The 24196-nt window shown below is 72.2% G+C and carries 18 protein-coding genes; 6 read left to right on the forward strand and 12 right to left on the reverse strand.

The window, feature by feature from the left end; translation table 11 throughout:
• Positions 1–131 precede the first annotated feature (131 nt).
• The 4 genes from purN to sucC are packed head-to-tail and all read right to left on the reverse strand — an operon-like array spanning position 132 to position 4620.
• Positions 132–740 (reverse strand): phosphoribosylglycinamide formyltransferase, encoded by a 609-nt coding sequence (purN, locus tag AXF14_RS00920; protein WP_150118499.1) that lies wholly within the window; start codon positions 738–740, stop codon positions 132–134.
• Positions 733–2496: a cell division protein PerM gene (locus tag AXF14_RS13815; RefSeq protein ID WP_169798233.1), complete on the reverse strand. Its 1764-nt coding sequence runs from the start codon at positions 2494–2496 to the stop codon at positions 733–735. Before AXF14_RS13815 ends, purN begins: the two co-directional genes overlap by 8 nt.
• The gene (gene sucD / locus AXF14_RS00930) at positions 2493–3431 is read right to left on the reverse strand and encodes a succinate--CoA ligase subunit alpha (RefSeq protein ID WP_067939215.1); all 939 of its coding nucleotides are present in this window, start codon (positions 3429–3431) and stop codon (positions 2493–2495) included. The genes AXF14_RS13815 and sucD overlap by 4 nt, the downstream gene beginning before the upstream one ends.
• Positions 3432–3435: 4 nt before the next feature.
• Entirely contained in the window at positions 3436–4620 is a 1185-nt protein-coding gene (gene sucC / locus AXF14_RS00935; protein ID WP_067939218.1) for an ADP-forming succinate--CoA ligase subunit beta, read from the reverse strand.
• A gap of 204 nt (positions 4621–4824) precedes the next feature.
• On the opposite strand from sucC, the gene AXF14_RS00940 reads away from it, so the two are divergent.
• Together AXF14_RS00940 and AXF14_RS00945 are read left to right on the forward strand one after the other, a co-directional pair.
• Positions 4825–7227: a 6-phosphofructokinase gene (locus tag AXF14_RS00940; RefSeq protein WP_084355590.1), complete on the forward strand. Its 2403-nt coding sequence runs from the start codon at positions 4825–4827 to the stop codon at positions 7225–7227.
• 76 nt (positions 7228–7303) lie between these two features.
• Complete coding sequence (locus AXF14_RS00945) at positions 7304–8620, forward strand: chloride channel protein (RefSeq protein ID WP_236755761.1); 1317 nt, start codon at positions 7304–7306, stop codon at positions 8618–8620.
• Positions 8621–8793: 173 nt separating this feature from the next.
• Here the strand turns inward: AXF14_RS00945 and AXF14_RS00950 are convergent, their stop codons facing one another.
• A complete protein-coding gene (locus AXF14_RS00950) occupies positions 8794–10671 on the reverse strand; it encodes an alpha-glucosidase (RefSeq protein ID WP_067939220.1) in 1878 nt (625 codons plus the stop codon).
• 221 nt (positions 10672–10892) lie between these two features.
• Between AXF14_RS00950 and AXF14_RS00955 the strand changes: the two genes are divergently transcribed.
• Positions 10893–12287: an NAD-dependent succinate-semialdehyde dehydrogenase gene (locus tag AXF14_RS00955; RefSeq protein ID WP_067939224.1), complete on the forward strand. Its 1395-nt coding sequence runs from the start codon at positions 10893–10895 to the stop codon at positions 12285–12287.
• 130 nt (positions 12288–12417) lie between these two features.
• Here the strand turns inward: AXF14_RS00955 and AXF14_RS00960 are convergent, their stop codons facing one another.
• The 4 genes from AXF14_RS00960 to AXF14_RS00970 are packed head-to-tail and all read right to left on the reverse strand — an operon-like array spanning position 12418 to position 15571.
• Positions 12418–13059 (reverse strand): carbohydrate ABC transporter permease, encoded by a 642-nt coding sequence (locus tag AXF14_RS00960; RefSeq protein WP_236755763.1) that lies wholly within the window; start codon positions 13057–13059, stop codon positions 12418–12420.
• Positions 13056–13355 (reverse strand): hypothetical protein, encoded by a 300-nt coding sequence (locus AXF14_RS14245; RefSeq protein ID WP_236755765.1) that lies wholly within the window; start codon positions 13353–13355, stop codon positions 13056–13058. The genes AXF14_RS00960 and AXF14_RS14245 overlap by 4 nt, the downstream gene beginning before the upstream one ends.
• A gap of 6 nt (positions 13356–13361) precedes the next feature.
• Positions 13362–14282, reverse strand: coding sequence for a carbohydrate ABC transporter permease (locus tag AXF14_RS00965; protein WP_084355246.1), 921 nt, complete (start codon positions 14280–14282; stop codon positions 13362–13364).
• 17 nt (positions 14283–14299) lie between these two features.
• Positions 14300–15571, reverse strand: a complete 1272-nt coding sequence (locus AXF14_RS00970; protein WP_067939226.1) for an ABC transporter substrate-binding protein — start codon at positions 15569–15571, stop codon at positions 14300–14302.
• Positions 15572–15702: 131 nt separating this feature from the next.
• Here AXF14_RS00970 and AXF14_RS00975 point away from each other — a divergent pair, with 131 nt between their 5' ends.
• On the forward strand, positions 15703–16833 hold the full coding sequence (locus AXF14_RS00975) for an ROK family transcriptional regulator (RefSeq protein ID WP_236755772.1): 1131 nt from the start codon (positions 15703–15705) through the stop codon (positions 16831–16833).
• Positions 16834–16848: 15 nt separating this feature from the next.
• Here AXF14_RS00975 and AXF14_RS00980 read toward each other — a convergent pair whose 3' ends face one another.
• Positions 16849–17832: an IS481 family transposase gene (locus AXF14_RS00980; protein ID WP_067939229.1), complete on the reverse strand. Its 984-nt coding sequence runs from the start codon at positions 17830–17832 to the stop codon at positions 16849–16851.
• 139 nt (positions 17833–17971) lie between these two features.
• Between AXF14_RS00980 and AXF14_RS00985 the strand changes: the two genes are divergently transcribed.
• Both AXF14_RS00985 and AXF14_RS00990 read left to right on the forward strand, forming a co-directional pair.
• Positions 17972–20494: a glycoside hydrolase family 31 protein gene (locus AXF14_RS00985; RefSeq protein ID WP_067939232.1), complete on the forward strand. Its 2523-nt coding sequence runs from the start codon at positions 17972–17974 to the stop codon at positions 20492–20494.
• Between the two features lie 11 nt (positions 20495–20505).
• Complete coding sequence (locus AXF14_RS00990) at positions 20506–21330, forward strand: SDR family oxidoreductase (RefSeq protein WP_067939235.1); 825 nt, start codon at positions 20506–20508, stop codon at positions 21328–21330.
• Between the two features lie 27 nt (positions 21331–21357).
• On the opposite strand, the gene AXF14_RS00995 is transcribed toward AXF14_RS00990, so the two are convergent.
• Both AXF14_RS00995 and AXF14_RS01000 read right to left on the reverse strand, forming a co-directional pair.
• Entirely contained in the window at positions 21358–22374 is a 1017-nt protein-coding gene (locus AXF14_RS00995; protein ID WP_067939237.1) for a LacI family DNA-binding transcriptional regulator, read from the reverse strand.
• 33 nt (positions 22375–22407) lie between these two features.
• A complete protein-coding gene (locus AXF14_RS01000; RefSeq protein WP_067939240.1) occupies positions 22408–24150 on the reverse strand; it encodes a glycoside hydrolase family 13 protein in 1743 nt (580 codons plus the stop codon).
• Between the last annotated feature and the right edge of the window lie 46 nt (positions 24151–24196).

Genomic DNA, 24196 nt, shown 5'->3' on the forward strand with positions numbered 1-24196 from the left:
CGCCCCGAACGACGAGCACGACCTCCCTGGACCAGCCCGACGCCGTCGGCGCCCGGTACGTCCAGGGAGGTCGTGCTCGTTCCGCGCGCGGGGCGGTGAGGGGCTCGGTACCGGCCTCCTCGGCACCGGCCTCAGTGCCGGCGCTCGCGCGCGAGGATCCCGACCTGCTCGACGAGCTGGGGCGTCTCCGCAGCCTTGACCCGCGCGGTGAGGCTCTCCTCGGTGTCCCCGGGCAGGACCGGCACCTCGACCTGGGCGATGTGCTCGCCCGTGTCGACGCCCGCGTCCACCCAGAACAGGGTGGCGCCGGCGCGGGTCGCCCCGGCGGCGAGGGCGTCGCGGACGGCGTGCGCCCCGGGGAAGCTCGGCAGGAGAGAGGGGTGGGTGTTGATGATGCGCCCCTCGAGCCGGGTGAGGACGGGCTCGCCGAGGATCCTCATGAAGCCGGCGCAGACGACGAGGTCCGGCTCGGCGCCCGCGATCTCCTCTGCGAGGGCCTCGTCCCAGGCGGGGCGGTCGGCGAAGTCGCGCGGTGCGACGACGGAGGCCGCCACGCCGGCGGCCAGGGCGTGCCCGACGCCGGGGCAGGGCTTGTCGGCGACGACGCGCACGACCTCGGCGCCGTAGGCAGGGTCCTCGCAGGCGCGCAGCAGCGCGACGAGGTTGGAGCCCGTCCCGGAGACGAGGACGACGAGCCGCGCGGCCCCGGCGCCCGTCATGGTCGGCCCTGCCTCAGTCATCGGTGTCCTCCGTGTTGGTGGTGGTGGCGCGGGCCGCCTTCTCGGCACGCGCGGCGGCGGCCTCGGCCTCGTCGCGGTCGAGGCGGTCGGCGAGCCGGGCCCGCCAGCCGGTGAAGCGCGGGCGCTCCGTACCGGCCCCGCCGGGGGCCCCGGCGTGTGCGGTCCCGGGACCGGGCTCGCGCCTCGCAGCCGCGAGTCCGTCGGAGTCATCGGCGTCGTCCGGGTCGTCCCACGGCTCGGGGGCCTCGTCGGCGTCGGCCTCCTCCCCCGCGTCGTCCCAGCCATCGTCGGGCTGGTCGTCCTCGGCGACCTCCGGCGCCTCAGCGCCCTCGTCCCAGGCAGGCTCCTCGTCCCACTCGGTGTCGTCGTCCCACTCGCCGTCGGGGGACGCTGCGTCCAGGGGATCGTCGTCGACCGGGCGCTGCTGCGCGCGGGCCTCCTCGCGGTCGCGGCGGGTCTGCGCGCGCCGCTCGCGCGCGGCGTCGAGGCCGGCGCCGACGCGCTCACGGGCGCTCGTGGCGGCCGCCCCGGTGTGCTCGACGCCGTGCTCGGCGGCACGGCGCGTCCACGGGTGGACGACGGCCGTCCCGGCGAGTACGGCCACGCCGACCTCGAACAGGAGGAGCCCGGCGACGAGGCCGGAGCGCGGACCGACGTCGGCCATGCGGCCCGGGCCGATGGCGCCCGAGGCCAGGAGGCAGCCGATGAGCGTGAGCAGCGCGAGCACGAGGGCGGCGGCGACGGCGGCGACGAGCGCCTCGGGGAGCGCGAGCGCGGCGAGCCGCCGACGGTGGCGCCACACCGCGACGAGCCCGGCGAGGCTGAGCGCGAGCGGCAGCACCTCTCCCCCGTGCGAGAGGGAGTCCGTCGGCAGGAGGCCGAGGAGGGGCAGGGAGGGCACGGACCCGGCCACGACGTGGCTCGGGGCGAAGACCGTCCCGGTGCCCACGACGAAGCCGGGCCCCACCAGCCACGCGAGGGCCCAGACGAGCGTCGTCGGGACCCAGGCGAGCTGGAGGAGCAGGAGGCCGAGCCATCCGAGGACGCCGCCCGTGCTCACCGCCCCGTAGAGGCGGGTGAAGCGGTGGAAGCCGCCGACGACCGCCGCCAGCGCGGCCAGCAGGACGAGCGCGCCGATGATGATCGCGGTCGTCCGGGCCAGGGCGAGCGCGGGGTCGACCCACCGGGGGCGGCGGCCCCACGCCTGCGAGGCGCGGGTCCAGCCCCGCCCCTCGCGGTGGAGGCTCCAGGCGGTGACGAGCAGGGCCAGGAGGGCGCTGCCGACGACGGCCGGCAGGGACCCGGTCCCAGTCGGCCCCGCGAGGAGGACGAGCACGAGGCTCGTGAGCAGGGCGGACCCGACCACCCAAACGCCCGAGGCGGGGCCGGTGAGCCGGGCGCGGCGGACCGACTGCGCGGTGAGCCACGCCTGGAGGAGGGCGACGCCCAGGAGCGGGAGGGCGAGGACTCCGTCGGCGGACTCGGCGCTGCCGACGGAGCCGCCCAGGGCGAGTCCCCACAGCCCCGTGCCGGTGCGCAGCGCCGACCCGAGCGAGAGCGCCGCGGCCGCGTCGAGGGAGGAGGTCGAGACGAAGACGGCGAGCGTCGGGACGACGACGACGAGCCAGCCCGCCAGGACCGACTCGACGCCCGCGCGCACGGCGAAGGGCCAGTCCACCGGGAGGGCGCGGGTCGTGCCGCGCTCCCCGGTGGGCTGGTCCTCGCTCAGTCCTCGTTGACCACGCTCGCGGCTCACGCCTGCCCGCCGGCGAGCTCGCGGTAGAGCTCGCGGGCGATGTCGGCGGTCTCGGTGGGGGTGCGGCCCACGCGCACGCCGGCCGCCTCGAGGGCGACCTTCTTGGCGGCGGCGGTGCCCGAGGAGCCGGAGACGATGGCGCCGGCGTGGCCCATGGTCTTGCCCTCGGGGGCGGTGAAGCCGGCGACGTAGGCGACGACCGGCTTGGTGACGTGCTCCTTGATGTAGGCCGCGGCCCGCTCCTCGGCGTCGCCGCCGATCTCGCCGATCATGACGATGGCCTTGGTGTCGGGGTCCGCCTCGAAGCCGGCGAGGGCGTCGATGTGGGTCGTGCCGACGACCGGGTCGCCGCCGATGCCGATGCAGGTGGTGAAGCCGAGGTCCCGCAGCTCGTGCATGAGCTGGTAGGTCAAGGTGCCGGACTTGGAGACCAGGCCGATGGGGCCGGGGCCGGTGATGTCGGGCGGGGTGATGCCGACGTTGGAGCGCGCCGGGGAGATGATGCCGGGGCAGTTCGGGCCGATGATCTGGACGCCCTTGCTCGCCGCGTAGGCGCGGAAGTAGGTGGCGTCGTGGACCGGGATGCCCTCGGTGATGACGACGACGAGGCGCAGGCCCGCGTCGACGGCCTCGACGACGGCGTCCTTGGCGAAGGCCGGCGGGACGAAGACGACGGAGACGGTGGCGTCCGTGGCGGAGCGGGCCTCGGCGACGGTGCCGTAGACGGGCACCTCGACGGTCCCGGCGGAGACGCCGCCGGCGGCCGGGCCGATAGGCTCGACGTCGAAGGCGACGGAGGTGCCGGCCTTGCGCGGGTTGACGCCCGCGACGACCTTCGTGCCGGCGGAGAGCATGCGGCGGGTGTGCTTCTGGCCCTCCGAGCCGGTCATGCCCTGGACGATGACGCGGTCGTTCTCATCGAGGAAGATGCTCATGGACTCAGGCTCCCAGCTTCTCGGCGATCTCGGTGACGACGTCGGCGGCGCCCTCCATGGTGGGGACGACGGTGACGCCGTCGATGTCGGCGTCCGCGAGGATCTGGCGACCCAGCGCGGCGTTGTTGCCGTCCAGGCGGACGACGATGGGCTTGTCGAAGTCCTCCAGCGCCCCGACGGCGGTGACGATGCCGTTCGCGACGGTGTCGCAGGAGGTGATGCCGCCGAAGACGTTGACGAGGATGGCGCGGACCTGCGGGTCGGAGGCGACGACCTCGAGGCCGGTGGCCATCACCTCCGCCGAGGAGCCGCCGCCCAGGTCGAGGAAGTTCGCGGGGCGCATGCCGCCGTGCCGCTCGCCGGCGCCGGCGACGACGTCGAGGGTGGACATAACCAGGCCGGCGCCGTTGCCGAGGACCCCGACCTCGCCCTCGAGGCGGACGTAGTTGAGGCCGGCCTCCTTGGCCCGGGTCTCGAGCGGGTCGGCCTCGGAGGTGTCCTTGAGGTCCGTGTGCTCGGGGTGGCGGAAGCGGGAGTTGTCGTCGAGGGAGACCTTGCCGTCGACCGCGAGGACCGTGTCCTCCGGGGTGGCGACCAGGGGGTTGACCTCCACCAGCGTGGCGTCCTCCTCGGAGAAGACCTCCCACAGCTGAATGATCGCGGAGGCGACGCCGGTCGCGACGGGGCCGGGCTCGAAGCCGGCGGCCTCGACGATCTGCGCGGCGACGTCGGCGTTGACGCCGACGAGCGGGTCGATGGCGACGCGGGCGAGGGCCTCAGGGCGCTCCTTGGCGAGCGTCTCGATCTCCATGCCGCCCTCCTTGGAGCACATGGCGAGGTAGCGGCGCTCGGCGCGGTCCAGGAGGATCGAGAAGTAGAACTCGGAAGCGATGTCCGCGCCCTCCGCGATGAGGACGGTGCGGACCGCGTGGCCCTTGATGTCCATGCCGAGGATCTTCTCGGCGGCGGCGCGGGCCTCGTCGGCGCTGCGGGCGAGCTTGACGCCGCCGGCCTTGCCGCGGCCGCCGGTCTTGACCTGGGCCTTGACGACGACGAGGGAGGAGCCGTGGGCGAACATGTCCTCGGCGACGGCCTGCGCCTGCTCCGGGGTCGTGGCGGTTCCTCCCCCGAGCACGGGGACGCCGTGCTTCCTGAACAGGTCTCGCGCCTGGTACTCGTACAGGTCCATCCAGATCGTCCTTCCAGGATCGTGTCCGGGGGCGTCGTCGTTCCCGGGCTGGGCGTGTGTCCGCGGCCGAGCCTAACGCGACCCAGGCCACAGTGAGGACGAAAGGCCCGGACGAGTCGGCGGGTGTTCACCCAGCGAGAGGTGACGCGGCTCGCGCGGTCGACGACAATGGTCCAGAAGATCCGCGCGACCTGGAGGGACGTCATGGCAGTCGAGGACCGAGCCGAGGACCGGAGCACCGCGACGACGGCGGACGGGGCCGCCGTCGGCGCCCCCGCGTCGGAGCGGGTGCGGATCGGCATCCTCACCTCCGGCGGCGACGCCCAGGGCATGAACGCGGCCGTGCGATCCGTCGTCCGCACGGCGCTGCGCATGGGCGCCCAGCCCTACGCCGTCATGGAGGGCTGGTCCGGGGCCGTCAAGGGCGGCGACGGGATCCGCCCGCTCGAGTGGGACTCGGTCGGCTCCATCCTCCACAAGGGCGGCACGATCATCGGAACCGCGCGCTGCGCCGAGTTCCGCGAGCGCGCCGGGCAGCTCGACGCCGCCGCCAGCCTCCTCGAGCACGGCATCGACCGCCTCGTCGTCATCGGCGGGGACGGATCCCTTACCGGCACGAACGAGTTCCGCAAGAACTGGCCCGGGCTCGTCGCCGAGCTCGCCGAGACCGGGCGCATCACCCCCCAGACCGCGCAGGCCCACCCCGAGCTCATGGTGACTGGCCTGGTCGGCTCCATCGACAACGACCTCGTCGGCGCCGACATGACGATCGGCACGGACTCCGCGCTGCACCGCATCCTCGAGGCCATCGACGACATCTCCTCCACGGCGGCGAGCCACCAGCGCACCTTCGTCGTCGAGGTCATGGGCCGCCACTGCGGCTACCTCGCGCTCATGGCCGCCGTCGCCGGCGGCTGCGACTACGTCCTCGTCCCCGAACTCCCGCCCGCCGAGGGCTGGGAGGAGGACATGTGCCTCAAGCTGCGCACCGGCCGCGAGGCGGGGCGCCGCGAGTCCATGGTCATCGTCGCGGAGGGCGCCACCGACCGCGCCGGCAACCGCATCACGGCCGACGACGTCAGCCGCATCATCCACGACCGGCTCGGCGAGGACCCCCGTGTCACGATCCTCGGCCACGTCCAGCGAGGCGGGCGTCCCAGCGCCTACGACCGCTGGATGTCGACCCTCCTGGGCTGCGCCGCCGCCCGCGAGGTCGTGCTGGCCCGCCCGGAGGAGGAGCCCGTCATCATCGCCGAGCGCCACAACCGCATCCACCGCCTGCCGATGATGGAGCACATCGGCCGCACGCGCGCCGTCGCCAGGCTCGTCGAGGACGGCGACTACGAGGGCGCCATCGAGGCCCGCGGCGCCAGCTTCGGGCAGATGCTCGAGCTCTTCGAGACCATGTCCACTCCCCCGGTGCTCGACCCGGCGGCCATCGGCGAGCTCCACCACCGCGCCGAGTCCGACGACGGCGCCGCGCCGGCGCGCTCGCGCCGCATCGCGATCGTCCACGCCGGCGGCCTCGCACCGGGCATGAACACGGCGGCGCGCGCGGCGGTCCGGCTCGGGCTGGACCACGACTTCACCATGCTCGGCGTCAACGGCGGCTTCCCGGGGCTGCTGGACGGCGACGTGCGGGAGCTGTCCTGGGACGACGTCGAGGGCTGGGTCGGCGACGGCGGTGCCGAGCTCGGCACGCGCCGCGAGGTGCCGACCGTCGAGCAGCTGTACGCGCTGGGCCGCTCCATCGAGTCCCACGACATCGACGGCCTCCTCGTCATCGGCGGCTTCAACGCCTACCTCGCGGCGAACCTGCTCGTGCGCGAGCGGGACCGCTACCCCGCCTTCAACATCCCGATCGTGTGCGTGCCGGCGTCGATCGACAACAACCTGCCCGGCTCCGAGTTGAGCGTCGGGGCGGACACGGCCCTCAACAACGCCGTCGCCTCCCTGGACGCCATCAAGCAGTCCGGTGCGGCGTCGCACCGCTGCTTCGTCGCCGAGGTCATGGGCCGCAGGTGCGGGTACCTGTCCCTCATGAGCGGCCTCGCGGCCGGCGCGGAGAAGGTCTACCTCCACGAGGACGGCATCACCCTGTCCGAGCTGGCGGCCGACTCCGAGCGGATGGTCGACTCCTTCCGGGCCGGCCGCAAGCTCTACCTCGTCGTCCGCAACGAGCGGGCGAGCGAGGGCTACACGACGGACGTCCTCGCCAAGATCTTCACCGAGGAGGGGCACGGCCTCTACGACGTGCGCGAGGCGATCGTCGGGCACGTCCAGCAGGGCGGCGACCCCACCCCCTTCGACCGCATCATGGCGACGAAGCTCGTCTCCCACGCGCTGGGGCTCCTCTCCGACCAGCTCGACGCCGGGACGTACCACTCGAGCTACGTCGGGCTCGTCGAGGGCCGCATCACCCACCACCCCCTGGAGCGAATGAACGAGGAGCTCGACCTCGTCAACCGCCGTCCGCGCGAGCAGTGGTGGATGGGGCTGCGCGACGCGATCTCGCTCGTGAGCCAGGAGGAGGGCGAGCTGGCGCCGGAGGACCTTCCGGCCTTCGGCCCGAGCCGCGCCGAGGCGGAGCGGGCCGCGCGCGCCTGAGCGGCTCCACGGGCCCCGCCCGGAGCCCTCGCCGAGGGCGGCGGGGCCGCTCCCGCCGCCGGTATCGTCGGGAGCGATGAACGCGCCCCGCCCTGCCATGACCGGCTCCCCCGCCCCGGGCCAGTGGTGGCGCCTCGCCCTCACGATCCTCCTGAGCGGCGTGGCCGCCGGGTTCATCGGGATCGCGATGGCCTACCTCCTCGAGGGCTTCGAGTGGCTCTTCTACGGGGTGCGCGACGGGTCCCTGCCGCAGCGCGTCGCCGCGGCCGAGACCTGGCGACGCGTCCTCGCTCCGGCCGCCGGCGGGCTCCTCGCGGGAGCCCTGTGGTGGTGGGAGCGGGCCACCGGCGGCGTCGTGAGCGTCGAGAAGGCCGTCGCCGACACCGGGCTGGAGCCCGCACGACGCATGGGGATCCTGCGCCCCTTCGCCGACGCCGTCCTGCAGGTCCTCACGGTCGGCTCGGGAAACTCGGTGGGCCGTGAGGGCGCCCCGAGGCTGGCCGCCGGCGCGGTCGCCGCCCGCGTCTCGCTCGCCCTGGGCGTCGACGTCGCCTGGGTGCCCGTCCTCATCGCCTCCGCGGCCGGGGCGGGCCTGGCCGCCATGTACAACGCGCCGCTCGGAGGCGCCGCCTACGCGGTCGAGATCGTCATGCTCGCCTCGACGCGGGCCGGCCGCGGCCTGCGGGCCAGCGCCCTCGCCGTCGTCATCTCCTGCCTGGCGACCGTCGTCTCCTGGCTGCACTCGCACGGGGCCGCGAGTCTCGCCATGCCGCACGCGCCCTTCACCGCCGCCGACCTCCTCGCCGCGCTCGTCGTCGTCCCGGCGGCTGCGCTGGCCGGCTGGCTCGCGCGGGGCCTGTGGTCCTGGTTCAAGAGCCACCGTCTCCCCGACTCCTGGTCCCTCCCGCTCGCCGTCGGCGGGGCGGGCCTCCTTACGGGCACGGCCTCGCTGCGGCTCGCCCAGCTGCCCGGTAACGGCAAGGACGCCTTCCAGGTGGCGCTCACGACCTCGGCGGCCGGGCCGGCGCTCGTGGCGCTGCTCGGCGTCGTCCTGCTCAAGCCCCTGCTCACGGGCGCGACGCTCGGAGCGGGCGCCACCGGCGGTCTGCTCGCGCCCTCCTTCGCGCTCGGTTCCTCGGTCGGCGCGGGCCTGGCCGGGCTCGCGCACCTGGTCGGGATCGACGTCTCGGTCGCGGCGACGGCGGTCATCGGCGGCGCCGTCGTCCTCGCGGTGACGCAGAAGGCGCCGGTCTTCGCGGCGCTCTTCATCTGGGAGCTGCCGCACGCGCCCCTGTGGCTCCTGCCGGTCCTCCTCGTGGGGACGACGGCCGCAGTCACGGTGACGACGTGGCTGCCGGGCCGCCGGGCTGACGCGCGCCTGCACCGCGCCTGAGCCCGTCGCTCAGGGCCACGCGCCGCACTCCGCCGGCCGTTCCACGCCACCGCGGCTGAGTGCGGCTCCCTCCCGCGCGCACGGCGGCGGTCGCCGTCCACGCACTGGTGGACGGCGGCCGTCACGCATTCCGCCCGAGGGGCCGCGCCGCAGCGCGCCCCTCGCTCGGCGTCTCAGAGACTGCGGCGCAGGAGCACGGAGTCCCAGCCGCCTAGGCGCTCGGGGACGCCCGTGCCGGAGGCGACGGCCTCGTCGGCCGGCAGGCTCGCCACGAGGACGCGCTCCGCGCCGTCCCAGTCGGCGAGGTCGAGGCCGTCGGCGGCGAGGCGGCCGCGCAGCGCGGAGCCCTCCCCGGTCTCGAGGTCCTCCCGCGAGCAGGAGGCGACGAGTAGGAGCTGCTCGCGCGCGCCGTCCGCGGCGACGTGCTCGCGCAGGATCGTCCAGGAGGCGGCGTCGTCGGCGTCGAGGAGGCGGAAGGTGCCCAGGGCGAGCGCGTCGTCGGAGTGGCGCAGGTCGATGAGCGCCCGGTAGTGCTCGAAGACGCTGCCGGGCACGCCCACCTGGGCGGCGGCGTTGACCTCCGCGGCGCCCGGGGCGACGTCGATCCACGGCGTGCCGGTCGTGAAGCCGGCGTTCTCGGAGGCGTCCCACTGGACGGGGGTGCGCGCGTTGTCGCGGGAGTTGGGACGCAGCCCGTCCAGGACGGCGGCCGGGTCGTCTCCGACGCCGACGCGCTCGTGGAAGTGGTTGACGGACTCGAGGTCGCGGAAGTCGTCGATGGAGCCGAAGACGGTGTTGGTCTGGCCGAGCTCCTCGCCCTGGTAGACGTAGGGGGTGCCGCGGTGGAGGTGGAGGACCGAGGCGAGGGTCTTGGCGGAGCGCTCGCGCCAGGCAGGGTCGTCGTCGCCGAAGCGGGAGACGGCGCGTGGCTGGTCGTGGTTGTCCCAGTACAGGGAGTTCCAGCCCTCCTCGCCGGTGACGGCGCCGGAGCCGTCCGTGACGGGGGCGAGGGCGGCCTGCCAGTCGGCGAGGTTGCGCTTGAGGGCGACGCGGTCGAGCGGGACCGGGTCGAACTTGCCGCCGGGTCCGTCGGTGAGGCCGACGTGCTCGAACTGGAAGACCATGTCGACCTCGGCCCGGGCCGGGTCCGTGAAGAGCGCCGCCTCGTCGCGGGTGACGCCGGGGGTCTCGCCCACGGTGATGACGTGCTGGGCGCTCCGGGAGGCGAAGACCGCCTCGTTCATCTCGTGCAGGAACTCGTGGACGCGGGGGCCGTTGGCGACGGCGGCGAAGCCGGAGCCGTAGAGGTCGCCCTCTCCCTGCGGGCCGTCGGAGAGCGGGTAGGTCTTGGAGATGAGGTTGATGACGTCCATGCGGAAGCCGTCGACGCCGCGGTCGACCCAGCGGTTCATGAAGGCGTAGACGGCCTGGCGGACCTCGGGGTTTTCCCAGTTGAGGTCGGGCTGCTTGCGGGAGAAGAGGTGGAGGAAGAACTCGCCGGAGCCCTCGTCCCACTCCCAGGCGGAGCCGGAGAAGGCCGAGCCCCAGTTGGTGGGCTCGGTGCCCGGCGCGCCCGGCTCCAGGCCCTCGATCTCTCGCGCGGGCCGCCAGATGTACCAGTCGCGCTTCGGGCCGTCCTTGCTCGCGCGGGACTCGGTGAACCAGGCGTGCTCGTCGCTCGTGTGGTTGACGACGAGGTCCATGACGAGGCGCATGCCGCGCGAGTGGAGCCCGGCGATGAGCTCGTCGAGGTCGGCGAGGCTGCCGAACATCGGGTCGATGTCCTCGTAGTCGGCGATGTCGTAGCCGTTGTCGTCCTGCGGGGAGCGGTAGACGGGGCTGAGCCAGACGACGTCGACGCCGAGGGAGTCGAGGTGGTCGAGGCGGCTCGTGATGCCGCGGATGTCGCCGAGGCCGTCACCGTCGGTGTCCTGGAAGGAGCGCGGGTAGACCTGGTAGACGACGGCGCGGCGCCACCACTCGGGGTCCTCCCCCGCGTGGCGCGGGGAGACAATGAAGGGGGCGGGCGGGTTGACCGGGGTCGTGGTCACGGGGTGCTCCTGCTGGTGGGCGGTCGGCGGCTTCGTCGGCGCACGGGGCGCGGCACCGTCCTACCCCAGTGACTTCCCGCGCTTCAAGGCCGCCGGGGCCTCAGGAGCCCTACCGGGGCGGTGTATCGCAGCGCGAGAAATCGCCCCGGCTGGGTGTCGGCGCGCCCGAGGACGGGTCTACGGTGAGCGGCGTCACGCCCCACGCGTCGAGGAAGAGAGCCATGGGATACCAGACCACGAACCCGTACACCGGCGAGGTCGTCACGACCTTCGACACCGCGACGGAGGCGGAGATCGACGCCGCGATCGCCAAGGCGGACGCCGCCTTCGCGACCTGGAGGGACACCCCGGTCGAGGACCGCGTCGCCGTCCTGGAGAAGGCCGCGGACATCCTCGAGGAGAACCGCCGCGAGTACGCCGAGACGCTCACCCTCGAGATGGGCAAGATGATCAACGAGGCGGAGGGCGAGGTCGCCCTGTGCGCGAGGATCCTGCGCTACTACGTCGACCACGCCGCCGACCTGCTCGCCCCGCGCCCCGTCGCGGCCAGGGGCTACGGGGACATGGACGTCGCCATCGTCCACGATCCTCAGGGCGTCATCTACGCCGTCGAGCCGTGGAACTTCCCCTTCTACCAGGTCATCCGCGTCTCGGCCCCGCAGCTCGCGGCCGGCAACACCCTGGTGCTCAAGCACGCCTCGATCGTGCCGCAGTCCGCCCTCAAGATGGAGCAGCTCTTCAAGCAGGCGGGCGGCCCGGACGGCCTCCTCGTCAACGTCTTCGCCTCGCACGACGCCAACGAGCAGATCCTCTCGGACGCCCGCGTGCGCGGCGTCGCCCTCACCGGATCGGAGGGCGCCGGTGCCGCGGTGGCCCAGGAAGCGGCCAAGAACCTCAAGAAGTCGACCCTCGAGCTCGGCGGCTCCGACGCCTTCATCGTCCTCGACGACGCCGACCTTGACAAGGTCGTCGAGTGGGCGCTCCTCGGACGCCACTGGAACGGCGGCCAGGTCTGCACCTCCTGCAAGCGCATGATCATCGCCGACTCGCTCTACGACGAGTTCCTCGAGAAGTACCGGGCCAAGGTCGCCACGCTCAAGCCCGGCGACCCGATGGACGAGGCGACGACCCTGCCGCCGCTGTCCTCCCAGTCCGCCGCCGACGAGCTCGCCGAGCTCGTCGAGCGCGCCCGCCAGGAGGGCGTCACCGTCGAGGAGATCGGCGACCCGGTCCCCGCGGAGGGCTCCTTCTTCCAGCCCACGATCCTCACGGACGTCCCGGACGACTCGCGGACCTCCCAGACTGAGTTCTTCGGCCCCGTCTCGCAGGTCTACCGGGCCAAGGACGACGACGACGCCGTCCGCATCGCCAACAACTCGCCCTACGGCCTGGGCGGCTCGATCTACTCCTCCGACGTGCGCCGCGCCCAGCAGCTCGCCCGCCGGATCGACACGGGCATGGTCTTCATCAACCAGCCGACCGGCGTCGCCGCGGACATCCCCTTCGGCGGGGTCAAGCGCTCCGGCTACGGCCGCGAGCTCGCCGAGCTCGGCCTGACCGAGTTCACGAACCAGAAGGTCGTGGCCGTTGCGGACATCGACGGCGAGTTCTTCTGACGGGCGGGCCAGGCGCCGTCGTCGGGCGGCCCCTCGGCTCCACGCTGAACGCCGTCGCCCCCGGAACCGAGTGGTTCCGGGGGCGACGGCGTTCAGCGCGACCGGGCCGGCGGCACGGTCCCTCGGCGGTTCACTTCTGCGAGCCTCGCATGACGCCGGAGATGACCCAGCGCTGGACGATGACGTACACGAGGAACATCGGGGCGATCGCCATGAGGTAGGAGGCGAAGGACACCGGGTAGTTCGTGTTGAACTGCCCCTGGAAGACGTACTGCGCGAGCGGCAGCGTCGCCTTGGACTGGTCGGTGAGGATGACCAGCGGCAGGAGGAAGTCGTTCCACGCCCACAGGCAGGTGAGGATGCCGACGGTGGCGTTCATGGGCGACAGGAGCGGGAAGATCACCTTCCAGAAGATCCCCCAGCGGCTGGCGCCGTCGATGGCGGCGGCCTCCTCGAGCTCCTCCGGGATCGACTTGATGAAGGAGGTGTACATGAGGATGTTGAAGGCCAGGCCGTAGACCACGTAGAGCAGGATGAGGCCCGCCTCGTTGTCCAGGTGGAGCATGGCCGTCTCCTTGACCACCGGCAGCATGATGATCGGGAAGGGCACGAAGAGCGCCGCGACGATGTAGTAGTACATCGCCTTGACCCAGCGGCGGTGCATGTTGCGCGCCAGCGCGTAGGAGACCATCGAGTTGGACAGGATAGTGAAGACGGTCGCGCCGACGGTGATGATCGAGCTGGTGAGGACGCGCTTGGGGTAGGAGGTCATGTCCCAGGCGGTCTTGAAGTTGTCCAGGCTCCAGGAGTCGGGCAGGCCCCAGCCAGAGGCGGCGAGCTGCTCGGGGTCTTGAAGGCCGTGACGACGGTGAAGTACAGCGGCACGAGGATCGTGAGGCTGAGGACGATCGCGAGGAGGGTCGTCCACCAGTTCGTGCCTCCGAAGGTGTGGCGGGAGTGGCGGCGAACCTTGTAGGTGTTCTCCTCGGCCGGCGGGCGGGCGCCCTCGGCGATGGTGCCGGTGGCGGAGACGGAGGCGTCGGGGGCTGCGGGAGCTGCTGCGGTCATCGCGGATCAGACCCTTTCCTGGCTCTGGGTGAAGCGGAGCTGGGCGAAGGACAGGAGCACCACGATGATGAAGTAGATGATGCCGTTCGCCGTCTGGTAGGCGTACTCGCCGCCCTGGAAGCCGTTCTTGAAGATGAGGTAGGAGATCGACTGGGTCGCCGTGCCCGGGCCGCCCGAGGTGAGGGCGACGATCTGGTCGAAGACGCCCAGGAAGCCCTTGAAGGACAGGACCATGTTGATGCCGAGGTACGGGATGATGAGCGGCAGGGTCATCGACCAGAGGCGTCGCACGGGGCCGGCGCCGTCGATGGCGGAGGCCTCGTAGATCTCCTCGGGGACCGTCTGGAGGCCCGCCAGGTAGATGATCGTGTTGTAGGCGACCGCCTGCCACACGCCGACGAGGACGATGGCGAGCCAGGCGAGGTTCTCGTTGGCGAGCAGCGAGGTGCTCAGCCACTCCCAGCCGAGCCTCTCCCCGATGAGGGGGAGGTTGTTCGTGAAGAGGTAGCTGAAGATGTAGGAGACCACCAGCACCGGGAGGATGTACGGGATGAAGAAGATCCCGCGGAAGAAGCTCTGGGCCTTGAGCTTCGAGTTGAGCATGAGCGCGAGGCCCAGGGAGATGATGTTCGTGAGGATCGAGGCGACGATGGCGTACTTGAAGGTGAAGACGTACGAGCCCCAGATGATGTCGTCCTGGAACAGGTTCTTGTAGTTCGTCAGGCCGACGAAGTGCCAGTCGCCGTAGCCCTGGAAGTTGGTGAAGGTGTAGAAGAAGCCGGTCAGCAGCGGGATCGTCAGCAGGACGGTGAAGACGAGGGCCGCGGGGACGATCATCCACACGTAGGCCTTGTCGATCGGCTTGGGCTTGTTCCCGGCGCTGCGCTCGCGCTCGGCGGTCCGCTTGGCGGCCGTGGTCGTGGTCATGGGTTGCCTCCGCGCTCTCAGGACGTCTCGTTGATGCGCTTGACGACCTTGTTCCACTGGGTGTCCAGGGTCGTGATGAGCTTGTCGAGGTCGCCGTCGAAGAAGTACTGCTGGATGTAGGCGTTCAGCGTGATCGCCGGCGGGAAGTTGTGGTCGGAGTAGGTGGCCAGGCGCTCGTCGTCGAAGTACTGCTGGAGGCCCTCGAGGGCGGGGTCGGTCGCCGACAGCGTCGTGAGCGTGGGGTAGGCGACCTGCTCGTCGCAGTAGGCCTTCATGTTGGCCTTGTCCATGAGGTACTGGAAGAACCTCATGTTCTCCTCGGGGTGCGCCGGGTCGGTGCCCATGGTGAGGGCGACGTCGACGCCGGAGACGACCTTGGTGTCCTTCGCGTCGTCCGCGGGGGTGGCGAAGGTGCCGAGGTTGATGTCCTTGTTGTAGGACCGGATGGCGGGGATGGCGTAGGTCCCATGCCAGTACATGGCACCCTTGCCCTGGGCGAAGCCCTGGTTGCCGTCGTTGTAGCCGAGGCCGGCCTTGTTGGAGTTGCCGTACTGATAGGCCTGGTGCATCTTCTCGAAGACGGGGGTGAGCTCCTTGAAGCTCATGCCGTTACCGATCTCGCGGCGCTTGTCGTACCAGGCGGCGACGCCGTCGGTGAGGAAGTCGCCGGAGAGGGACGAGAAGGCGGGGGCGCCGGTCCAGTTGTCCTTGGTGGCCCAGTAGAAGGGGTTGATGCCCTGGGCCTGGAGCTCGTCGCAGACCTCGATGAGCTCGGCCCACGTGGTGGGCGGCTCGACGCCGGCCTTCTCGAAGATGTCCTTGTTGTAGATGATCCCCGAGCCGTTGTCGGCGAAGGCGACGCCGTTGGTCTGGCCGTCCCCGCCGGTGCCCAGCGTGTTGAGGATGTTCGCCATCGTCGGGTTGACGCCGTCGAGCATGCCGGTGTCCGTGAAGTCGCGGAAGATGCCGGTGCGGGCGAGGGCCCCGTAGTTGTAGTCGCCGTTGATCGTCATCATGTCGGGCATGTCGCCCTTGACGAGACGGGCGCGCAGCGCGGTGACGTTGTCGGCCTGGAAGTTCTGGGTGACGACGACGTCGGGGTTGGCGGCGTTGAAGTCGTCGCAGATCTTGGTGAAGAGGTCGATGGCCTCGCTCTTGAACTGGAAGAGCTCGAGGTGGACCTTGCCGTCGTCGCCGGATGAGCATCCGGCGAGCGTGCCGCCGGCGGCGGCGAGCGCCGCGATCCCCGCCGAGGTGGCGAGGAAGGAGCGTCTGCTCAGTGCTGTCATGGGGACTCCCGTGCGTCCTTGCGTGAGGTGGTCGGTCGGCCCGGGGCGGTCGACCGAGAAATATTTTGCGTCGAAAGAAACGCTTTGGCAACTTCCCGGACGCGAGGCCTCCGACGGTGCATGATGGCGCGGTGCCCGCCCCCGCCTCCCCGTGGACCGACCTCACGGGAACCCAGCGCGAGATCGTCCTCGCCCTCCTGCGCTCCGGCCGCCTCCCGCGTACCCGGCTCATGGAGATCGTCGGCATCTCGCCGGGCTCCGTCACGCGCCTGACGGCGCCCCTCATCGAGGCCGGGCTGCTCACCACCTCCACGGAGCGCGTCGCGGGCACGGGACGCCCCCAGTCCCCCCTCGAGCTGCGCGCCGACGCCGAGCACGTCCTCGGTCTCGCCCTGTCGAACCGGGCCGTCACCGCCGTCCTCACCGACCTGCGGGCCAGCGTCGTCGCCAGCGGCCGCGTCGAGCTGGCCGAGCACTCCCCGGCCGCTGTCCTCGACGCCGTCGCGGAGGCGGCCGCCCTCGTGACGGGCGCGCGGCGCCCTGCGTGCACCGGCCTGGCGCTGGGCGGCTCGACCACGGACGGCCGCGTGGTCGACGACGCCGGCTTCTACGGCTGGCACGGCGTGCCCCTCGCGGCGCTGGTCGAGGAGCGGCTCGGCGTCCCGGCCGTCGTCGGCAACGACCTCGTCGCCCTCACGGGCCTCGAGGCGTGGTTCGGCGCCGGGGCGGAGAGCGACCGCTTCGCCCTGCTCACCACGGGCGCCGGCATCGGCTACGGCCTCGTCATCGACAGCGAGGTCGTCACGAGCGCCGACGCCCAGCTCGGCCTCATCTCCAACGTCCCCGTCCCCGACGGCGCCCGCCCGCCCCACGCGGCACCGGCCATGGAGTGCCTCACGAGCGCGGCCCTCGAGCGCGCTTGGAAGGCCGAGGTCCGCGAGCGCGCCAGCGCCCACCGGGTCGTGGAGCTCGCCGAGGGCGGCGACGCCGTCGCCGTCGCCGTGTGCGCCTCCTTCGCGCGACGCCTGGGTCGCCTCATAGGGATGGTCGCCGCCCTCACGCTCACCGAGGAGGTCGTCGTCGCCGGAGAGCGGGCCGACCTCGCCGCGCTGCTCGAGGACCAGGTCATGGTGGGCGTCTCCGCCGTGCGCCGGCCGAGCGCCCGGCAGCTGCGCGTCACCGTCCGCGAGCACGACCGCGTCGAGTGGGCGCGTGGCGCCGCCGTCCTGGCCCTGCGGGAGAGGGTCGCCGGGAGGCTCTGAGAACGTCGTGCGCCGCTAGGTGTACTGATCGGGGAGGTTGGTCAACCTCGTGATCGGTGGGAGGGCGCCGGTGGCGGTGTGGGGGCGGTGGTGATTGTAGAAGTGGGTCCATGCCGGCAGTGCGGCGCGGCGCTCGGCCTCACTGGCGTAGTGGCGGGAGTAGGCCCACCCATCAGCCAGGGTCCTGTGGTACCGCTCGATCTTCCCGTTGGTCTGAGGCCGGTAGGGCCTGGTGTAGCGGGCCTTGACCCCCAGGCGCTCGCAGGCCTGGGTCCAGGCCCGTGACCTGTAGGCGGCCCCGTTGTCGGACAGCACCCGCTGAACGACCACCCCGCGGGCGGCGAACCACGCCACCGCCCGCTGCAGGACACCCACAGCGGTGGCAGCCTTCTCGTCGTCGTGGACCTCGGAGTAGACCACGCGCGAGTGGTCATCGAGCACGGAGTGGACGTAGGCCCACCCCAGACGAGGCTGACCGTGCCTGCGCCTGGCGCCGTCGGTGGTCTGGCGGTTGTGGTCACCCTGGGTGCGTCCCACGTACCTCCAGCCACCGCCGTCGGGGATGTTGCCGACCTTCTTGACGTCGACGTGGACCAGGGAACCGGGGCTCTCGTGCTCGTAGCGGCGTACGACCTGCCCGGTGGCGCGGTCGAGGTAGGAGAGGCGGTTCAGCCTGGCCGTGTTGAGGATGCGGTGCACCGTCGAGGGTGCGATGCCGGTGCGGGCGGCGAGCTGGACGGGGCCCTCCCGCAGGCGGCTGCGCAGGCTGACGACCCGGCGTACCACGGTGGTGGGGGTGCGGTTGGGGCTGGAGTGGGGGCGGCTGGAGCGGTCGGTCATCGCCTCCCCGGCGCGGTAGCGGTCCACCCAGCGTTTGACGGTGGGCCATGAGCATTGGAATCGGGCGGCGACCTCGCTGATGGGGTAGCCCTCCTCAACGACAAGGCGGGCCACCCGCTGCCGGGCGCGTGGGGTCAGGGCTGCGTTAGCGTGGGACATGAGGAGAGCACCTCTCGTACTGCTCGGTGAGACTGTCGCAAGCCCCACCCTGCCAGCACCCGGTGCTCTCCTCACCTCATACAAGCCGATCGCAGTCCTTCAACCAACCTCCCCGATCAGTACAGCTAGGCTTTGCCCCATGGCCTCTCCACTGTCGAACGCCGCCTCCGAGCCCCGCCTCGCACCCGCTCCCGCCGACGCCGTCGTCACGGGCCCCGGGTACCGCTTCACGGTCCTCACGGACCGTCTCATCCGCATGGAGTCCGCCGCCGACGACCGTTTCGTCGACGCCGCGACCCAGCTCGTCGTCAACCGCGACCTCGGCCCCGTGCCCGACTTCCAGGTGCTGCGCGGCGAGGACCGGGTGGAGATCACCACCGAGCACCTGCACCTCGCGTACCAACCCTCCCGCGGCTTCTCCCGCTCCGGCCTCCAGGTCAGCCTGCGCACCGGCGTGCTCAACCCGCACGGCGGCACGTGGCACCACGGCGACGTCTGGGACCCTGCGGAGAAGTTCCCCTCCAACCTGGGCGGGACGGCCCGCACTCTCGACGAGGCCGACGGCCGTATCTCCCTCGCCCCGGGGCTGCTCGCGATGCACGGCATCGCCGTCCTCGACGACTCCGGCTCGCTCCTCGTCGACGAGGACGAGTGGGTCCGTCCCCGCCCCGGGACGAGCCCCGTGGACGGCTCGACGCCGGACGAGGACCTCTACCTCTTCGGCTACGGCCAGGACTACCACGGCGCCCTGCGCGACTTCTTCGCCCTCACCGGCCCGACGCCGCTCATCCCCCGGGCGCTGCTCGGCAACTGGTGGAGCCGGTACCACGCCTACACCGCCGACGAGTACCTCGAGCTCATGGACCGCTTCGCCGAGGAGGGTCTTCCCTTCTCGGTGGCCGTCATCGACATGGACTGGCACCTGGTCGACATCGACCCCGCCATCGGCAACGGCTGGACCGGCTACACCTGGGACCGCAAGCTCTTCCCGGAGCCCAAGGCCTTCCTCGACGGCCTCCACCAGCGTGGCATGGAAGCGTCCCTCAACCTCCACCCCGCCTCCGGCGTCCGCCGCCACGAGGAGGCCTACGGGCCGATGATGCGGGCACTGGGCCGCGACCCGCGCTCGGGCGAGGAGATCCCCTTCAACATCGGCGACAAGGAGTTCACGGCCGCCTACCTCGAGCACGCCCACCACCCGCTCGAGGACGAGGGAGTCGACTTCTGGTGGCTCGACTGGCAGCAGGGCGGTACCACGGACATCCCCGGCCTGGACCCGCTGTGGATGCTCAACCACGTCCACTACCTCGACGCGGGCCGCGAGCGCACCCGTACCACCGCGGACGGCGGCACGGAGACCTACCGGCGCCGGCCGGTCACCTTCTCCCGCTTCGCCGACGCCTCGAGCCACCGCACACCGGTCGGCTTCTCCGGGGACACGATCGTCACGTGGGACTCCCTGCGTTTCCAGCCGGAGTTCACGTCCACGGCCGCAAACATCGGCTACTACTGGTGGTCCAACGACATCGGCGGCCACATGTTCGGCGTCAAGGACTCCGAGCTTGCAGCCCGGTGGGCGCAGCTGGGCTGCTTCTCGCCGATCAATCGGTTGCACTCCTCGAAGTCGCCCTTCAACTCCAAGGAGCCGTGGCGCTACTCGCGCGACGCCAGGGCGACGATGGAGGCGCACCTGCGTCTGCGCCACCGGCTCGTGCCGTACCTCTACACGTGGTCCCGCCGGGCGCACTCCGAGGGCATCGGCCCGGTTCGCCCCGTCTACCACGACCACCCGCAGCAGCTCGGCGCCTACGGCCACCGCACCGAGTTCCTCTTCGGCGACCTGCTCGTCGTGCCCGTCACCCACCAGGGGAACCGGGCGAGCGGCCTCGCACGGGAGGACGCCTGGCTCCCGCGCGGGACCTGGTTCGACCTGGCGACCGGACGTCGCTACGCCGTGCCCGCCGAGGGCGGCAGCGAGGTGAGCCTGTCGCGCCCGCTGGACCAGATCCCGGTCCTCGCCCGCGCAGGGTCGATCATCACGGTGGCGGACGACCTCTCCGAGGCGGCGGGATCGAACCCGCGGTCCCTCGGCCTCGTCATCGTGCCGGGAGCCGACGGGTCCGCCGTCCTCGAGGAGGACGACGGCTCGGCCGAGCCCGGTGACGAGAGCGTCGTCCGGACCCGCTTCTCCCTCGCCTGGGACGACGAGGCGGGTGCCGCCTCCCTCGAGATCAGTCAGGAGGGCGCCGACGGCGTCGTCCCGGCCGAGCGCGAGGTGGCCCTCCACCTGCTCTCCGTCGGCGGGACCGGCGACGGCGCCGAGGCCGCTGTCTCGGGGGCCGGCTCGACCGGCGACCGGGCACGGGTCTCGCGCCGCGAGGCCGACGGCTTCACCCTGGGCAAGGGCCTGGACGTGAGCCTCGGGACCGTCCGGCTGGGCGACGGTCCGGTGCGCGTCGACCTCACGGGGGTGCGCACCCGGACGCCCGCCCTCCGGGACGAGGCGTTCCGGATCCTGGAACCCGTCGAGGTCGAGTACCTCGCCAAGGACCGCGCGTGGGAGGCCATCTCCTCGGGGCTGCGCGGTGGGGCGCTTCTGGGCGCCCTGCGCGCCTGCGGTCTGCCGGACGAGGTCCTCGCCGCCGTCGCGGAGATCGCCTGAGGGCCCCTGACGTGAGCGCACCCGAGCACACGGCCACCGACTGCGAGCATCCCCTGCGGGGCCGGCGGGTCCTCGTCACCGGCGTCAGCCGAAGGCGGGGCATCGGCTACGCGATCGCCTGCCGCGCAGCCGGGCTCGGGGCATCCGTCGCCCTGCACCACTTCGCGCCGCACGACGCGGAGCAGCCCTGGGGCGCGGACGACCTCACTGCCGTGGTCGAGGGGGTGCGCTCACACCTGATCCCCGACGCGGCCCTCGTCGAGGTGAGTGCCGACCTCGCCGACGCCGCCGAGCCCCGGAGGGTCGTCGAAGCGGCGGCCGAGGGGCTCGGTGGCCTCGACGGGCTCGTCTGCAACCACGCGGCCTCCGGTCACGACGGCCGGCTCGAGGAGATCGAGCCGGAGGATCTCGACCTGCACTGGCGGGTCAACGCCCGCGCCTCCCTCCTCCTCGTCCAGGCCTTCGCCGAGGTCTTCCAGCGCCCAGACGCACCCGATCTCACCGGTTCGGCAGTGCTCATGACCTCGGGACAGGGGTTGGGGCCGATGCCGGAGGAGATCGCCTACTGCACTTCCAAGGCCGCGCTCTCCGGCATGACGCCCAGTCTCGCGGACGGGCTGGCCGACCGCGGGATCCGGCTCAACACCGTCAACCCCGGACCGGTGGACACCGGATACATGGACGACGCGCTCCGGGAGGACGTGCGCGCCGCCTTCCCCGCGGGTCGGCTGAGCACGCCCGAGGACCCGGCCCGTCTCATCTGCTGGCTGCTGTCCGACGAGGCCCGCTGGGTGACCGGCCAGGTCATCAGCACCGAGGGGGGCTTTCGCCGTTGAGCCGGACGCCCACCCGCAGGCTCTGGCTCACTGCAGGACCGGGCTCGCCGGCCCCGTCGTCCCCCGTTCGGTGAGGACAGGGGGCTCGAGGACGACTCCGCGCGGTGGCTCGTCAGAGCCCAGCGCGAGCAGGAGCTCGCCCGCTCTGTGCCCCAGCCCAAAGGTGTCAACGCCGAACTCGGTCACCTGCGAGGCCGTCACGGAGTTCGGGATCATGACGCCGAGCGAGGCCATCGAGAGGTCGCCCGGAACGGACAGCCCCATCGCTCTGGCGGCTGCGAGGAGACCGGTGAGGGCCCAGGGGTTGTTGGAGAGCGTGGCGGTGCAGTCTCCGACCAATCGACCTCCCTCGAGCAGTGCGGCTCCCTCGATCGGGTCGTCCGGGACGGAGCGGTGGACGAGTTCAACGCCGCAGGCCCTGGCCGAGGCGAGGACCGCCCGCACCTGCGCCGGATAGGCGTTCGCAGGTTCCGCGCCCGCCAGGCGGGAGAGCAGGAGCAGCCTGCGGTGACCGAGGCCCGCCAGGTGCGCGACGGCGAGTCGGGCCATCGCGTCGAAGTCCGCGTCAACGCCCGGCGCACCGCCGGGCGTCCCGGAGGTCCCGATGAGGATCGTCGGGACTCCCTCGGTCAGCAGCAGCCGCTCGCGCTCATCGAGCGGGGCCACGTCCATGAGGACGGTGGCGTCAACGGAGCGCGAGCGGACGAGCTCACGCAGCCCCTCCTCCCCATCGTGACGCAGGTTCATGGGCACGACGACCTGGAGGCCATCCTCAGCGACAGCCGCACGGACGCCCTCGATGTAGCTGAGATCGTCCGCTTCGATGGCAGAGCGGTCCAGGCGCAGGAGGACTCCGACGGTGGACAGGGACCTGGACGCGAGGGCGGAGGCACTGCGGTCGGGGTGGTAGCCGAGCTCCGTGACGGCTCTCCTCACCCGGCGCTTGGTCGGGGCGCTCACCGACCTTCTGCCCGTCAGCACGTAGGTCACCGTCGAGGGTGACACTCCGGCCAGCCTCGCCACGTCCGCACGCGTCACCGCCATCTCGTCACCCCCATCGCTTGTGAGCCAGCCGCGTCAGCCGGCGTCCTCGAGCGCGAGCCACTGCGCGGAGCAGGGCTCGAGGCGCAGCCGATCGACCCGCCCACCGGTGGAGCCGTCGGTGGAACGCGCCAGCACGGTTCCGGCGGAGCCGATCTCGGCAGGTGCGTCCCCGAAGTTGAGGGCGAGGAGCGTCGTGCCGTTGCGCACGGCGAGGACGCCCTCAGGCGTGCCGTCGAGGACCTCGGCCGAGCCGCGCCCGAGGGAGCGCTCGCGCCGGAGGGAGAGGGCCCGCCGGTACATCGACAGCGTCGAGTCAGGGTCGCCGTTCTGAACCGTCGGAGCGAGAACCGCCCACTCGGCGGGCTGCGGCAACCAGGTGCGCCCGCTAGGGCCGAAGCCGAGGCTGGGCCCCTCGGCCGTCCACGGCAGGGGCACGCGGCAGCCGTCGCGCCCGCGAACCTTGTGGCCGGTGCGCAGCCACGTGGGGTCCTGACGGGCGTCGTCAGCCATGGTGGTGTGCTCGGGCAGGCCGAGCTCCTCCCCCTGGTAGAGGTAGGCGCCGCCGGGCAGGCCGAGCATGAAGAGGGTCGCCGCGCGGGCGCGGCGCAGGCCGAGCTCACGGTCCGGCTGCGGGTCGCTCGGGCCGATGCCGGCGTCGGTCGGGGTGCCGGGTGCGTAGCCGAAGCGGGAGGCGTGCCGGACGACGTCGTGGTTGGACAGGACCCAGGTCGTCGGGGCTCCGACGGCGTCGTTCTCCGCGATCGAGGTCTCAATGACTCGACGGACGGCGCCGGCGTCCCACGGCGCCTTGAGGTAGTCGAAGCTGAAGGCCTGGCTCATCTCGTCCTCGCGGACGTAGAGAGCGCGGTGCGAGGGCGGGTCCACCCACGCCTCGGCGACGAGGAGGACCTCCGGGCGGATGCCGTTGAGGACGCGGCGCCACTCGCGGTAGACGTCGTGGACACCGGGCTGGTCGAAGGCGGGCCCGGAGTCCGGGGGCTTCGGACCGTGGTCGTGCGCCCCGCCGGATCCCTGCTCGGTCGCGGGCTCCACGACCCCCCAGCGGTCCGGGCCGACGGCGTCATCGGGCAGGCCGGGCGCCTTGACGAGGCCGTGGGCGACGTCGACGCGGAATCCGTCGACGCCGTGGTCGACGGCCCAGAAACGCAGGAACTCGCGGAACATCGCGTGGACGTCCTCGTTGTCCCAGTTCAGGTCGGGCTGCTCCGGGGCGAAGAGGTGCAGGTACCACCAGCCCCGGTCCTCCTCACGACCCGTGAGAGGCTCGACGGGAGCCCAGGCGGGGCCCCCGAACAGGCTGCCCCAGTTGTTCGGGGCGACGTCCTCGCTGAAGCGGAACATGTAGCGGTCGCGCTCCGGTGACTCGGGTCCGGCCGCAAGAGCCTCCTCGAACCACGCGTGCCGGTCCGAGGTGTGATTCGGAACGAGGTCGACCACCACGCGCAGGCCGAGCTCGTGGGCGCGGGCGGTGAGGGCGTCGAAGTCGGCGAGCGTGCCGAGCTCCGGCTCGACGTCGAAGTAGTCGGAGACGTCATACCCGGCGTCGACCTGCGGCGAGGGGTAGAAGGGCGAGAGCCAGACGGCGTCGACGCCGAGGGACGCGAGGTGGTCCAGGTGCGAGGTGATGCCGGGGAGGTCGCCCACGCCGTCGCCGTCGGAGTCGGCGAAGGAGCGCGGGTAGACCTGGTAGATGACGGCGTCGCGCCACCAGGCACCGGTGTCGTGGCGCTGGACGGCGGTGGTCGGAGTACTCATGGACGGTGACTTCCTTGTCACGGGTGGATGGGCTGGTGACGGGTGA

Origin of the sequence: Actinomyces radicidentis, assembly GCF_001553565.1 — a bacterium.
In the GTDB taxonomy this organism is placed as follows: Bacteria; Actinomycetota; Actinomycetes; order Actinomycetales; family Actinomycetaceae; genus Actinomyces; species Actinomyces radicidentis.